This is a genomic window from Vibrio sp. V38_P2S17PM301, from assembly GCF_009904845.1.
GTDB classification, from domain to species: domain Bacteria; phylum Pseudomonadota; class Gammaproteobacteria; order Enterobacterales; family Vibrionaceae; genus Vibrio; species Vibrio proteolyticus.
Map to the genome: position 1 here is coordinate 91203 of NZ_WXWO01000025.1, position 13862 is coordinate 105064.

The 13862-nt window shown below is 48.4% G+C and carries 18 protein-coding genes; 14 read left to right on the plus strand and 4 right to left on the minus strand.

Annotation, left to right across the window (positions count from 1 at the left end; translation table 11 throughout):
• The first annotated feature begins 57 nt into the window (after nt 1–57).
• From CAG64_RS05540 to CAG64_RS05555, 4 genes are all read left to right on the plus strand, one after another.
• The gene (locus CAG64_RS05540; protein ID WP_161488318.1) at nt 58–273 is read left to right on the plus strand and encodes a YodC family protein; all 216 of its coding nucleotides are present in this window, start codon (nt 58–60) and stop codon (nt 271–273) included.
• Nucleotides 274–277: 4 nt separating this feature from the next.
• A complete protein-coding gene (locus tag CAG64_RS05545) occupies nt 278–544 on the plus strand; it encodes a DUF6953 family protein (RefSeq protein ID WP_161488319.1) in 267 nt (88 codons plus the stop codon).
• 147 nt (nt 545–691) lie between these two features.
• Nucleotides 692–1615 (plus strand): chromosome partitioning protein ParA, encoded by a 924-nt coding sequence (locus tag CAG64_RS05550; RefSeq protein ID WP_161488320.1) that lies wholly within the window; start codon nt 692–694, stop codon nt 1613–1615.
• Nucleotides 1616–1738: 123 nt separating this feature from the next.
• The gene (locus CAG64_RS05555; RefSeq protein ID WP_161488321.1) at nt 1739–2326 is read left to right on the plus strand and encodes a hypothetical protein; all 588 of its coding nucleotides are present in this window, start codon (nt 1739–1741) and stop codon (nt 2324–2326) included.
• A gap of 184 nt (nt 2327–2510) precedes the next feature.
• On the opposite strand, the gene CAG64_RS05560 is transcribed toward CAG64_RS05555, so the two are convergent.
• The 4 genes from CAG64_RS05560 to CAG64_RS05575 form a co-directional block, all read right to left on the minus strand.
• Nucleotides 2511–2969 (minus strand): hypothetical protein, encoded by a 459-nt coding sequence (locus CAG64_RS05560; RefSeq protein WP_161488335.1) that lies wholly within the window; start codon nt 2967–2969, stop codon nt 2511–2513.
• Nucleotides 2953–3297: a hypothetical protein gene (locus tag CAG64_RS05565; RefSeq protein WP_161488322.1), complete on the minus strand. Its 345-nt coding sequence runs from the start codon at nt 3295–3297 to the stop codon at nt 2953–2955. The genes CAG64_RS05560 and CAG64_RS05565 overlap by 17 nt, the downstream gene beginning before the upstream one ends.
• A gap of 353 nt (nt 3298–3650) precedes the next feature.
• A complete protein-coding gene (locus tag CAG64_RS05570) occupies nt 3651–4691 on the minus strand; it encodes a phage portal protein (RefSeq protein ID WP_161488323.1) in 1041 nt (346 codons plus the stop codon).
• A gap of 3 nt (nt 4692–4694) precedes the next feature.
• Nucleotides 4695–6527 carry a terminase large subunit domain-containing protein gene (locus CAG64_RS05575; RefSeq protein WP_161488324.1) on the minus strand — a complete coding sequence of 611 codons (1833 nt, stop codon included), beginning with the start codon at nt 6525–6527 and terminating at the stop codon, nt 4695–4697.
• Nucleotides 6528–6663: 136 nt separating this feature from the next.
• On the opposite strand from CAG64_RS05575, the gene CAG64_RS05580 reads away from it, so the two are divergent.
• The 10 genes from CAG64_RS05580 (at nt 6664) to CAG64_RS05625 (ending at nt 13698) form a co-directional block, all read left to right on the plus strand.
• Nucleotides 6664–7656 (plus strand): GPO family capsid scaffolding protein, encoded by a 993-nt coding sequence (locus CAG64_RS05580; protein ID WP_161488325.1) that lies wholly within the window; start codon nt 6664–6666, stop codon nt 7654–7656.
• Nucleotides 7657–7696: 40 nt separating this feature from the next.
• On the plus strand, nt 7697–9016 hold the full coding sequence (locus CAG64_RS05585) for a phage major capsid protein, P2 family (protein WP_161488326.1): 1320 nt from the start codon (nt 7697–7699) through the stop codon (nt 9014–9016).
• 148 nt (nt 9017–9164) lie between these two features.
• Nucleotides 9165–9752, plus strand: a complete 588-nt coding sequence (gpM, locus tag CAG64_RS05590; RefSeq protein ID WP_161488327.1) for a phage terminase small subunit — start codon at nt 9165–9167, stop codon at nt 9750–9752.
• Nucleotides 9753–9856: 104 nt separating this feature from the next.
• Nucleotides 9857–10324, plus strand: a complete 468-nt coding sequence (locus CAG64_RS05595) for a head completion/stabilization protein (RefSeq protein ID WP_161488328.1) — start codon at nt 9857–9859, stop codon at nt 10322–10324.
• Nucleotides 10321–10845 carry a phage tail protein gene (locus tag CAG64_RS05600; RefSeq protein ID WP_161488329.1) on the plus strand — a complete coding sequence of 175 codons (525 nt, stop codon included), beginning with the start codon at nt 10321–10323 and terminating at the stop codon, nt 10843–10845. Before CAG64_RS05595 ends, CAG64_RS05600 begins: the two co-directional genes overlap by 4 nt.
• The gene (locus CAG64_RS05605; RefSeq protein ID WP_161488330.1) at nt 10823–11500 is read left to right on the plus strand and encodes a hypothetical protein; all 678 of its coding nucleotides are present in this window, start codon (nt 10823–10825) and stop codon (nt 11498–11500) included. The genes CAG64_RS05600 and CAG64_RS05605 overlap by 23 nt, the downstream gene beginning before the upstream one ends.
• A gap of 6 nt (nt 11501–11506) precedes the next feature.
• Complete coding sequence (locus CAG64_RS05610; protein WP_161488331.1) at nt 11507–12661, plus strand: DUF2586 domain-containing protein; 1155 nt, start codon at nt 11507–11509, stop codon at nt 12659–12661.
• A 3-nt stretch (nt 12662–12664) separates the two neighbouring features.
• Nucleotides 12665–13123, plus strand: coding sequence for a phage protein (locus CAG64_RS05615; protein WP_237668205.1), 459 nt, complete (start codon nt 12665–12667; stop codon nt 13121–13123).
• An 18-nt stretch (nt 13124–13141) separates the two neighbouring features.
• A complete protein-coding gene (locus tag CAG64_RS05620; protein WP_161488332.1) occupies nt 13142–13474 on the plus strand; it encodes a hypothetical protein in 333 nt (110 codons plus the stop codon).
• Complete coding sequence (locus tag CAG64_RS05625) at nt 13471–13698, plus strand: hypothetical protein (RefSeq protein WP_161489285.1); 228 nt, start codon at nt 13471–13473, stop codon at nt 13696–13698. Before CAG64_RS05620 ends, CAG64_RS05625 begins: the two co-directional genes overlap by 4 nt.
• Nucleotides 13699–13862 lie beyond the last annotated feature (164 nt).

Consider the following 13862-nt stretch of genomic DNA (forward strand, 5'->3'; position numbering starts at 1 on the left):
AAATTTACCCTAGTATAAAGTATTGTTATTGGTGTTTTTGTTGAGTATGGAGTGGTTATGAGTAAACAAGCAATTTACGCAGTTGGTGATATCGTAAAACTTAAATCTGGTGGTCCAGATATGACGGTAAAAGAAGTTCATACAGAAGGCATTGGCTCTAATGATTATGGTTCTTTTAGTGGTACTTATCGTTGTCAGTGGTTTGCTGGTAAAAAACTAGATAACGGTGTTTTTCCACAAGAATCTTTACTCAAAGTAAGCTCTGGCGAATAACTCAATGGATGCAAAGTCACTTGCAGTTTGGATGCAACTTGAGCTTGAAAAGCAAGGTTGTCTCTATCAGGATGATGTTGTTGATCATGCTATTAAATCGTGCGCTGAACAACTGTTGCGTGAAAATGCTGATGGGAATCAGGTCATAGGGCGTAAAGCTCTGAATGAGTTTAAAAAGCTAAACTCAGAAACTGTAGTTTGGGTTCGACCTGATAAGTATTGGCGTTTTCGAGTCCCAGAAGATGAAGAAGGCAGGGATGCTAGAGGATAACCTGTAGCCTAACAAAGCATTTAAGAGTGATTCCCAACGCATGGCCTTTTTCATTCCATCGCTGGGTTTCGCGTTTACAGTGGTCTGGTTAAGTATTGTGGCAGCGTTGCTCACCCCTTAGCAGGGCGTGAGGCAATAGAGGTAAGAATGAACATAAGTGACATTAAAGAATTGTTTGAACTAGTTGGTAATTTTGGCCTAGGGGCAGTTATCGGCGCTGGGCTTATGTTTTTTATGCTTAAATCGTATCTACCGTCTTACCTTTCTTCTAAGGCAGCTAATTTAGCTACCAAAGAAGATATCGGTGCGATAACTGATGAAGTAGAGTTAGTTCGTTCTGGTTATGCAGAGATGCTAGAAGAGGTAAAAAACAACCATCAGCTGAAGTTAGCATCTATTGAAAGAGAAAAATTACTCAAAAAAGAAGTTTACCTTGAGAGCATGGAAGCTCTAGGTAGATATCAGAATACATTGGCTTCCATGAGCGACCTAGATATTCCAAATCAACATGTTTCAAATACATTCTCTACCAGTGCAGCTCAGATATCAAAAATCAACCTAGTCGGTTCAGAATCTACAGTAAGAAATCTAACTACTTTTATGGGTGAGGTAGCTGCTGCTTACATGAGTTTATTGATAGAACGTGAAAATTTAGTTGGGCGAAAAGCTCATATCGAGTTCTTAGAAACATTTCGTCAAAAACATAATAACGAAATTGAACGTTGTTTGACTATTATGAAGAACATGAATCTAGAAGGTATAACGGATCGAGGTGCTTGGGACAGGCTCAATCGCTCATTCGAGAGCGAATGTGTATCGAGAGATAAAGTATCATCTGAAATAGATGCGAATTGGGCTGTACAAAATGAAGAACACGCAGAATTCAGTCAGCGATGTATGTCTGAATTCTTCAGGGTCAACGACCTAACTCCACAACTGTTATTGTCTGTTCGCTCTGAATTAGATTTAGAGCTCGATGAAAGTGAGTATTTAGCTATACATGCTGAAAGTACCAAGAAAGGTAAATTAGTTTTCGAAGAATTCATGAATAACTTGCATGAAGTTGCTTAACAGGGACTCCTAACGCTTGGCCACTTTCATTAAAATCGGCTTCAGTGTTTAAGGTAAAAATTTTAAGTCGGGTGTTATAGCGTTATCGCCCGTTAGCAAGGCGTTATGTGTATAGGGGAATACATGGAAAACGAACAGGAGTTGATTTTTCCGCCTTATGAGGCATTTTATATAGAATCGTTACTTACTCATACGGTTTCTGCAATGGAATCTATGGCAATTGTAAGTAAGTGGATTGAATTGATAGTTGCTGATGACCTCAAAGCTCTTGAACTACCAAAGCCTAAACTATTTGATCATCTTCATAACATAGCTCTTCAGGCCGCATCTGTTTCTCGCTATCTTTGGCCTTCAAAGCCAGGAGAAAATAGTGTTCACAAAAAACGAGCTTTGAAGCTTCGTCAAGCGTTACAAATAACTGACGAGAGTCCACTGAAAAATAGAAAACTCCGCAATCAAATGGAACATTTTGACGAGCGTCTAGATACCTATTTAGCTCAAGATATCATTGGTGAATTTATACCATCTTATGTTGATTTCGAGCCTATTGATGTGTCGCATCCTGTACATATATTTAAAGCCTTTTACATAAACCGTCGAGAGTTTGTGCTTCTTGGAGAGACGCATGAAATGCAGCATTTGTGCAAAGAGCTTATACGTGTCCATGATTTACTAGAGTTGTTTGCCAAGAAGGGTCATCGGTTAAGCTAATATACACATAACAAAGCATTTAAGAGTGATTCGCAACGCGTAACATTTCTACCAGAATTTTTGTACCTTAGCTTGGGGGCGTTCCCCCCCTAAATGCTGTACTCAGTCTAACTGAAGCAGAACGCTAGTTTGAACAATAAAAACTGATCTCCAACGACCAGTTTTTAATAAACCTCGTCACATATTACTGCGGCGAGAACCAGCCTTGCTCTTCCATAACATAACGAAGGCTAAATGGTTCGCTAAATCGTTTCTGAAGTTCCATTAACTCAACCATATCGATGTTCTTCATCCTTTCTGCAGCCTGCACCTCAAGTGGTATTAAATCAACAGCATTTCTATCAAATACCTCCTGGGCATTTTGTTCCCGGATGGCTTTAAGTAAAGCCTCGGTTTCAACTTTGGAACACTGCCTGTCATTGTAGTTTGCCAGGTAGCCCGCCACATTCTTTCGGTCTTCAACCGAGAGAGATTGAAACCAATCAGAATCCGGGAAAGGCACTTCATTTTGGCGCGCTAACTCAACACAATAATCGATACGCTCTTGCCACTGTTTCTCTAGGTCTTCTATGTTAGCGTGACTAGATGCGCAACCCGACAATAATAGAGAGAGCGCGATGAAAACTTTACTTCGATAATTCAACAACACACCCCCAGAACTTTTGTTCTTCTCCATTGGTGAATAACTCACGTTCCATGGCTATTTTAAGGATAGCATTTCGTGTATAGGAGCTTGAAGCCAACATAGCTTTACCAAACGTATCCCAGTCATTTTCTCTGATTGTAATCATCGTTTCAAACGGACTGCTCGTGACACTTGGCGTACCAAAAATTAAGTAAAATGGAGTCGCGGCTAAGACTCCGGCCAAGAGGTTTCCTGACTCCATAATTGATTTAATGTCGGCAATATCTCTCTTGCTTCTTCTACTAAGCTGCATATTTCTTATTTCGCAAACACCAATACTTGCCATATAAGCATTCCTCAAGTCGCATAAAATATAGTGACTTTCTAGACACTTAGACTACAGATGTCAACGTTAGGAAAGTGACAACCTGCGCACAAATGGGGCAATCTGCACATTGACTATCAGAAACATCAAACTAACTAAAAATTGGGGGAGATCTTATATCGATGTACTTACGTAACATTGAGGCACCAGACGATAAGCTTGATATCCCCGAGATGCATGCTGCATAATCACACAGTCAACTCCAATGAGAATATCTATTACTCTCTCATATTGACATTACAACGCCGAACTGGCGCGTTAGCTTATTGCCCTGCCGATTTCAACCGTTCGGCAGGGATTTTTTTCTCTCAGTATTAGCTCGCCAAAAATGCCGGAACATCAAATCGAATCTGTTTCGTTTTCGGTAGAATTTGGTTCACGGACGCCAGCAGCTTTTGCATTGGCTTCACTTCATTTTCATAGTAGGTCCGGTTGTATTTTTCCGGGTCGCCCATCGCGCTACCTTGCGCCGGAATGATACCGCTCAGCCCTGGCGGGAACCGGTGCGCAACCATGACGTCCTGAGACGAGACCGTTTTAATCGTGGGGAATTCGTCTTTCGTTGACACATCACCCACCGGTATCAACTGGACGCCTTTTTCTTGCCCGTTCGGGATGTTAATCAAAAGGGATTTGAAGTTACCGACACCGCGTGAATTTTTCAGCGCATCCTGCAGCTCTTCCTCAACCGCCGGCGTCATGTTCGGATCCGTGGTGTACAAAATAAAGCCCATGTGAGCGCCGTTTTTGTAGTACCGACGCCGAAACAACGTGGCATCTTCAGCCAGCATGGCCGACTGCAAGCCGCTGAGATAGTCAGGCAGACCATAGACATTCTGTTTGGGGTCATACAGCTTAACGTGAAAGAGTTCACCGGCTTTAAACCAGGTTTTTGTTTCATCCGAGTTCAGGCGAACAAACCGATTATTTTTACTTTTCCGGATCGGTTGTGCCGGCACATGCGCCAGGCGCACCGGCTGATTGAGAAAATTGTAGAACACCTGGTAATAACACTGACCAAAACCTACCAAATCCTTAGCCATGTTCATCATGTCCGTGAATGGCATGAGATCTATAACGTGATAGTCCTTAGCCAAAATTCGCGCCCTGGCTTCGACAATAGAGCCATGGTACGAGTTCGCGATCATCATGTCGGACAGTGCATTGGGCTCAATTGGCGGGGAGTAATATTGCTCAAAAGCGTCATACTCAACCCCGTCATAATGGGCAGGATTCACGACGTCGACGCGCTCAACGCCCCCAAACGTAAACACCGTGGCATCCTCTCGCTCATGCCGTTTGATGGCGTTGACCGATGCCTCATCCATTTGTGCTGTGATTGTTGTGTTTTGCATGGTCTACAGTCCTATGCGGTAAGTGGATTGACGTTTACGACTCACGTTTAAGCCCTCTTTAATCAGTGCGTGCGACAGGGCAAAGAAGTCATCCGCGTGGCCGGTTTCCTCTGTCCGTTCGGCAACGAACGTCATTTGCCCTTTCCCCGTGGCTTTGCGCTTAATGGCCATGAAAGACACACCGATCGTCTTCTCCGTCGATGGCCATAAGATCCGCCGGTGTTGAACCACATCCAACATTTTCAATACGAGCTCTGTTTTCGTCTGCAGACTGTAATTAATCAGCATGGCGCGAGGGAAAAACGCCTGAACCAGTTCCCCTACCCCCGAACCGATGCCGGAAATATCAATGCCGATGTGCTGGACATTGAAACGCTGTGTGAGTGATTCAATCTGATCCGCCTGCCATTGCCAGTTGAACCCCTTCCATTCATACCCTTCCAGGACGCGGAACTTATCCTTAAACTTGTCCAATTGGGCGACCACGTTGTACGCATCCGGTGGCGCAACCACAAAGCAACGTGCAAAGTCGTTGTACCTGGATGGGTCATAACCAATCCAAACCTCTTTATCGCCAAACGGCCTGACCAACTCTCTGTCATAATCCGTCCAGTCATCGATATCCACGCTGCACAGTTCAATGTCTTTCAGCTTGAAAATGCTGTCGGCTTCATCCATGAACTGACACAGAAACAGATAAGCAAACGCCTCTTTGCTGTAACGCTCCTCCAGGTCCGCACGGTTAATGAGTGTGTTACCGCCAGCAATGGCGTCATCAATGGTGATGGCAAATCGCCAGCGCTTATCCGCGCACACTTGCGGCGTTTTACGCAGACGTTCGAGCGTAGGAAACTCGATATCAATGCGGTCCTTATCCTGGCCTTTCCACCAAGAGCCGGACCAGAGCGGATAGGCGCTGTGTTGTTTGGTGGAGGGCGTCGAAAACACCGTGATAGTGTGATGGGCCAGTGTGGCCATCGCGGACGCCACCTCATAGATCTTGTCAAACTTATTGATCCAGAACGCCTCATCAATGTAGACGTCCGAGCTGTAACTCTGTGCGGTGTTTTTGTTGGTGCCAAGGAATCGCAATTCAGCGTCATTGGGTAACTTGATGGGGTTCCCTTGCAGCTCGATACCCAAAAACTCTTTGGCAATGTGAATAATGTAACTACGGAACACCTCAGCCTGGGCGCGTGATGCCGACAAAAACGTCTGGTTTCGGCCGTTTATCACCGCTTTAAAAAGCGCTTCCCCTGCGGCCTCATACGTCAGACCAATCTGACGGCTTTTCAGTGTCCAGCGCTCTTTCTGATGTCGATTGTTAAACTGAATTTTCTGATATTTAAACAGACTGCCGATCCACGTCTGGAACGACGCTTCTGTCAGATGAGACACATCATTTTTGACTTTTTTCTTGCGACGGTTGCCGGACTTATCACCGTGAGACGCACGCGATCCCGTCTGGGGGCATTCGCCAACGTTCTCCATATACTGCAATTGGGCGTCCGCTTGCCGGATGGCCTGCTTTCTCTCTTCCAGTTCGCAGTTTGAGCGGCGCAGCGTCACCACGTTTTTAATCAGTCGGTCAATTTCATCCAGCTCTAACCGAGTTTTATTCTCACGCTGAGTCAGTTGCTGCAGACGCAATTCCAGAAGTCGCTCAGTACCAAACTCTGAAAGCTCATCATCCCAATGAAAACGCTTCGCCCAGTTGTAAATTGTCCGGCTACCGTTGACCCCGACTTCGTTGGCGATCTCTTTTGGATTCATGCCGGCCAGATACAGCTTTTTGGCCTTGTCGCGTTGTTCGTCTGAATACTTCGAATTTTTCATGCATCAAGAATGACATAGCCCCTATCCATTGTTACTGAGCAAAAGTTGTTAATGGCGCGATTAACAACTTCTGGTGATCGTCAGTGCCGGCGTTTGCTTTTAGGCTAAAGCCATCAATCAATAACGGTGTAAAAAGATGGGCTTAGAAACCGGATTTAAAGTGATAGGGACTGCCGGCGATACGGTCGATGGCCGCGTCATTGATGAGAAATGGCTCAAGCAACTGGTCAAAAACTATGACGTCAACAAATACACTGCGGTGATTAACCTCAATCACTGGAACCCCAAATTTTACGGCACGTTTGGCAAGGTGCTTGCCCTCAAACTGGGCAAAAACGATGAAGGGAAAGTGAACGTATCGGCCAACATTGAGCCCAATCAGAAATTGATCGCCATGGGCAAAGAAGAGGTCCTGTTCACGTCCATGGAAATTGATCCTGACTTTCAAAAAAGCGGTGAGGCGTATCTCGTTGGCCTGGCCGTGACACCGAAACCGGCCTCCGTCGGAACCGAGCAAATTGCGTTTTCCAGTGATGATTCAAGCGCATTCAAAACAACCGATTTTATTCAGTTCGACTTTTCCGAGTTGCAAGCGCCCGGAAAAACCGAAGACAGCAAATTCATGGCTCGGTTACGCAATCTATTTCAACAATACACCCCAGAAGAAAGCGAAGAGGAAACCCCAATGAGCGGAGTGGACAAAAAGCAGGTGGAGGAACTGACAGCGCAGGTATCCTCTTTGACTCAACAGATGTCGCAGATGTTCGGACAATCCGACGCATCGAAAGCGCAGGATCAAACGTTGACCGGCGACGCATCAAAACTCATGGAAACACTGGCGCCCCAATTAGAAAAGTTCGGTATCACACTTTCCCTTGATCAGCCTAAAACCGATTCCGAGCGCATCGACGAACTGTCAGAGCGGCTGAATCAATTCATGGCCAAGCTGGATAGCCAAGAGCCAGGCGATGACAAGAATAAAGGCCAAAGTGACAACGCGAATCTGGTTGCCCTTCAAGAGCAACTCAACACCATCAATAACACGCTGTTACTGGCCATCAATGGCGAGCACCCAGGCACGCCAGCTGGCGTGCAAACCACCACAGATAGTGACGACGAACTCGTTTAACCGTCATTCATGTTTCAGCGCAATAGAGAGGAGTTAAACGATGTCGTTTAAATCAACAGCATTGGCCAAGGCCATCCAGAGTTATTGTCAGACCATTGCTAAGGGTTACAGCGTCGACAACACGAAACACATGTTCGATGTCACCCCGCCCAAAGAAGTAAAACTACGCGAAGCGATTATCCAGGGCAGTGAGTTTCTGGCCAAAATCAACATCATTGACGTGGACCAGACCGAAGGGACCGCGGTCACCGTCGGGACCGATAAACTGTCCACTGGCCGCGCGGGTGCGAATGAAGGACGTTTCCAGGGCACCACACCGGATCTCACTGGCAACGCGTACAAACTGCAAGAAACCGACACCATGGTCCGCATGTCCTGGTTGATGCAGGCCGCCTGGATTAATGCCGGCTCTCAGGGTCAGTTCAACAAAGCGGTGAACGCTTACACCAACAAGCAGATCGCTGCCGATATTGTCAAAGTGGGCTGGAACGGCAAGCAGGCGTCACGTCCCACTAACCCGGAGACAAACCCACTGGGCGAAGACGTCAACGAGGGCTGGCAGGCCCACGTCGAGCGCCAGGCGCCGAACCAGATAGTCAAAGATGACGGCGCCGGTGGTGACATCTATTTTGATCCGGAGGGCACCAAAGACGCTAACGGGGCTCCGCTCTACACCTACAAAACACTGGATTCTATGGCCAATGACCTGATCAATAATGTCCTGGCCCCTCACCACATCAACGCCCCCGATCTCGTGGTCCTGGTCGGTCGGGAGCTGATCGCGGCCGCGCAGTACAAACTCTACAACGAGGCGGATAAGCCAAGCGAGCACAACGACGCTCAGCAGTTGGCCAAGTCCATCGCAGGACGCCCGGCCTACGTACCGGCTTACTTCCCTGGTAAGCGCATGGTGGTGACGTCTTACAGCAACCTGTCCGTGTACAACCAACGCGGCACCAAGCGCCGCAAGGTCAAAGACAATGATGACAAAGCGCGCTTAGAGTCCACTTACTGGCGTATGGAGGATTACATGGTTGAAGACCTGGAGAAATACGCAGCATATGACGAAAACAGCGTGATCATTGGTCCGTCAAACAGTGCGCCGGCCGCACCGGTCATTACCACGACACCGAGCGATCAAACGGTGACCGTTGGCCAAACGGCGTCTTTTAATGTCGTTGCGGAAAACACCACCTCTTATGAATGGACGCTGGACACTGCCCCAACCGGCACCGACTCCGCCAGTCTGGATATCGACACCACAGGCATGACGGCCGGTGACTACACCGTCAAAGTCACGTGCATCGGTGATGGCGGCAGCAAAGAAGCCACCGCGACACTGACCGTCAACGCCGCGTAACCCGTAGGAGATAACCGCCATGACTTCCCCCATGCAACGCAGAAACATGAGATTGAGAGCCGAAGCTCAGCAAAGACAAGCCCAGGAACGAAACACCACGGCCAGAGCCCTTGCACAGCCTCAACCCGCGTCAACATGGGATCTCGTCATGAGCACCATTGAGGGCGATATCCGGCAGCTAAAGAGCATCAAACCCCTGGCCGGAAAAATTGAGTACAAGAAAAAGGTACTTGAGCACTATCGCCCCTATCTGAAGCGGGAAGATATCCCCGTATCCCTGAAAGTGCTCTTAATGGTCTGGTTATTCGACGCTGGGGACATTGGCCAGGCGCTGGAGATTGCCCTGGAAGCCATAGAAAAAGGGTATGACACGCCGGATTTCATCAAGTCATCGATGCCTGAATTCGTTGCTGACACCGTTTTCGACTGGTCAGAAAAACAGTTTAAAGCGGGCCATTCTACGGCGCCTTATTTTGACCAGGTATTCAAACTGGTGACCGAAAAATTGAATACCTATGAGGTGGTGACCGCGAAATATTACAAGCTGGCCGGCCTGATGGCATTAGGGAAGGACCGGACCCAGCCGCGGCACGTGTCGGACCCACAGCGATTAAAAACGGCGCTCGCCATGTTTACCAAAGCGGAAGCGATATACAGCCGTGCCGGCGTCGGCACTCGGATATCAGAGATTAATAAAAGACTCGCGTTGCTCATGATTGATCATGACGACGATTAAAGGCTCCAACCCCACCGCGGCTTAGTGGGGGAATGACCCTAGCCCAGGGGGCATAGGGTGTCATTGTCCAAACGCTAACGCCGCTCCCATTTAACGAGGTGCTCATGTCACGATTTCAATATCAAAAACAGTCAGACCAACACCATAACGATGAAATCGTCACTGAGGATTTCTGGCCAAATATTCGCTTGTCTGACTTCCAGAATAAGCGCCGCATCCCGACAGAGTACGATGCTGGTCAGCAACGGGATGCGCTTATCCGTGCGATCAACATGGTGTTGATTGAACTCAGCGACTGGCAAAAACGCGCCATATCGAGCGGGAAAACAAGCGCCGAACAATGTGGCCATGTCATCGATGGCACCGGCGCCGCGGCCGCCTTGTTTGTGTCCGCGGTTTACGACCGCGCAAAAGCCACACTGCTTGCGCATTTCAAAACCGTGAACCGGCGCGAAGAGGCCAACAACCTGGCCAAAGAAGAGCGCAGTACGTATGACGAATTACTGCGTGAATCTCAGCTCGCTATCCGTGGCATTTTAGAGATCCGCACCACATCGGTGATGTTGCTATGAGCACGCAAACCGTTGAAAGCGTCTGCTACCTGCAAGCCCTGGGGGATCATTTGACCGACTACCTCCAGTCAAAATGGGGCAGCCCATGCAAAGACAAGTTTGATGCCTACATGAGCAACGGCCAGTTAATCCCGATGTTCAAAGACATGGGCAGCGACACTATGGTGATCGGTCGCTTTCAATACAGCGCCATTTTCAGCATCGAGGATATGCCGACCCACCTGGTTGACCCCTATGTCGTTATGGCTCGCGTCATGGCCTGGACCACAGACCACGATCGGGAAAGAGAGCGGCACCAACTCAAGCCGCCAAGCGTGGATATTGATGCGTACAACAACGGCCAGATGGCTGATCTGGAAATTACGATGGATTTTGTGGAGTCCATTACCGCCAAGCGGGCGCCCGATGGCGCCGCGGGGGATGTCTCATTTGCGGGTAAAGAGTGGGTGATTCAGCCCTATGTCGTTTATCTGGCTGAAAAGGGCGAGGTGCTCCCCAATGCATTCACCACTGACCATTAAGTCACCCGAAGCCGACATTCGCCAGGCCATCAACACCATCAAATTGATGCAACTGACGCCGGTGAAAAAACGCAGGGTAATACGCCGAGTCGGCAAAGCCGTCATACGGGATGCCAAACAGAACATCCGGCAGCAAACAGACATCCACGGCAAAGCCTTTGCCAAACGCAAAGGCCGCTCAAAGAAGAAACTCTTAAAGAACCTGGCCAGACCGCTTTCTGACTATGTCATGGCCGATCGCGTCAGAGTGGATTACTTCAAAAACCGTGGCGCCGGCAACATTGCTTATGAGCAGCAGCATGGTACGGCAGAAGACTGGACCGCGGCGAAACTGAAAAAGATCCGCAGCAAAAGCAAAAATGATAGCGCGAAACATTACCAGGATCCCGCGACCCGGCAACAAGCGAAACGCCTCATCGATGCCGGTTTTACGGTGGTCAGGAAGAGCGGTAAAGGCCGAAAGAAACCCAGCGTTAAATGGATAACGGACAATCTGACACAAGGCCAGTTCGGCGCAATCTATCGCGACCTGACCGGCGATAAACCGAAAAAGACCTGGAAGATTCAACCGCCAGAGCGGGCCTTTTTAGGCATGGATAACAAAGCGGCTCAAAAGCGACTGGCTCAAGAGCTCATCAACGTAACGACAGGATAAAACACTATGGCTCTAGGTAAAGTTCAAGTTGATAACATCAACCAGTATCAAAACACGCCTGATGAAGTTGAGCGCCGGTTTGTGTTCATTGGTAAAACAACGATTGCAAGCCTACAGAACAAAATCACGTCTCTGAATGCCGGCACTGACCTGGATAAAATTTTCAGTGAAACCGCCGCAAAAACAACAAAATCAGATACGGATTCCTATGCCTATAAGGATCTGGTTGCGGCTCAGTTAAACGCTGGCCAGAACTGGACCGCGGCATTTTTTGGCTTAGAGGCCGAGGGGAGCTGGACGGATGCGCTGGATAGGGCCATCGTCGATAACGCCTATGAGTCCGTGGTGGTCTGCGATCCCGTAACCGATGTCGCTGCTTTAGAAGTCGCCAAAACAAAAATGGCCGAAGTCCAAAGCAAAAGCGCTCAATACATGTTTGTCATGATGCGCACCAGTCCGATTGACGCCACACCTGAGTCTGGCCAGGACTGGGCCGCCTACAAAACTGCGCTGGCCTCACTGGTCAGCAACTTTGTTGCAGAGCGGGTGATGTGTGTTCCCACGCTGTTTGAAAATGACCTGGGCATCTTAGCTGGCCGTTTGTGTAACCGCAGCGTGACGGTCGCAGATTCACCGATGCGTACCAAAACCGGCACCCTATTGGGCATGGGGAACGCCTCCACCGACAAAGCCGGCGCCCCAATGCCAGGCACGCTCTTTGCTGATCTTGATGCTCTCGGTTACAGCGTCCCTCAAAGCTACCCAGGCGAGAAAGGCTGGTATTGGGCTGACGGCAACACCTTTGATTTAGAAACCGGTGATTACAAGCTGATTGAAAACTTGCGAGTGGTTCTGAAAGCCTGCCGCCAGGTTTATAAGATTGCGATCCCGACCATTGCCGACCGTTCGCTAAACAGCACACCTCAGAGTCAGGAAAAACACAAAGCCGTCTACAGAAAGCCTTTGTTAATCATGGCTCGCGCCGTTCAGATCAATGGCGTGCCGTTTCCTGGCGAAATCCAGCCACCCGGTGATAACGCCATCGAAATCAATTGGATTGATGATCGCCAGGTCAAGATTTACATCACCGTTCGCCCGTATTACAGCCCGAAAGACATCACCGTCGGGGTGGGCATCGACTTAAGTTTGCAAGAGGGATAAGACATGCCGCAATTCTCAGGGTTAGAAATGGATGTCTCGATCGGCAGTCGGGATATCACCTGTTCAAAAGTCACCGTCTCCATTACGGACAACAGCAAGACCGCCACGTCTCGCGGTGTGCCTGATGGTCATTTGCCTGGCAGTGTTGAGGCAACCGTGACGTTGGAAATGGATTCCTACAACTTCAACTTAGTGATTGAGGAAGCCAAAAACGCCGGCTCGTTCCGCGGCATGGCGCCGTTTGACTTCATGGGATACATGAAAAAGGCCGGCGCGGATCTCTCACTCAAAGTCGAAGCGTTTGGGTGCCAGCCAAAAATCACCGACCTACTCGATGTCGACACATCGAGCGAGGACGGACTTGTCCACAAAATTGAATGCCCGGTAACCAGCAGCGATTTTGTGTGGATTAACGGTGTGCCTTACCTGAAACCGGAAGAAACCAAGCACATCAGCAATTAACCATCAGGAGCGTCAGCTGTGCTTCAAAACTTATCGGCCAAGGTGAGCGAAAGCTCAACGCTCATTACCGTCGCCATACTCGGCTTTTTGGCCAGCGTATTAAGAACCGAGGAACACACCTTCAAATCCATCATCACCGGCGTCGTGTTCGCCGGTTTTGTGGCCTACGTGGCCAACCTGGGCCTAATGAGTTATGAGGCCATCGACGAAAACAACCGAGCGGTGATTGTGGGCTGTTTGACGTACTTAAACCGCTATGTACTGGAAATACTCAATAAATTTGGTGAGAGCTTTGCCAACGACCCTAAGAAAGCCCTGGCCAACATTAAAGACCTATGGTGGAAGAAATGAACGCAAAACAATTTTACCAACTTGTTATCGTCCCGGCCCTGCAGACCATTGGCCTGGATTCTATCGCCGCACGTCAGCTGGTGATCGGCTCGATATGGCATGAATCCCACAAAGGTGAGTTTCTGCACCAACTGGGGAATGGGCCCGCCTGTGGCGTGATTCAAATGGAGCCAGCGACCCATGCCGATATTTGGGCCAACTTGAGAGAGATAATTATAATTTAATACAAATGAGAAAGTGAGTTATACATTGTTAACTCATTGAAAAATAAATGATTAACTAGAGGTTTAGCCCTAATGTGGATTATTCAGGATATTAGGGCTTTTGAGATATGATCATAGTTAAGGATTAAAACAGATCCAATTTGGTCGATAGTGATCCTTTCATT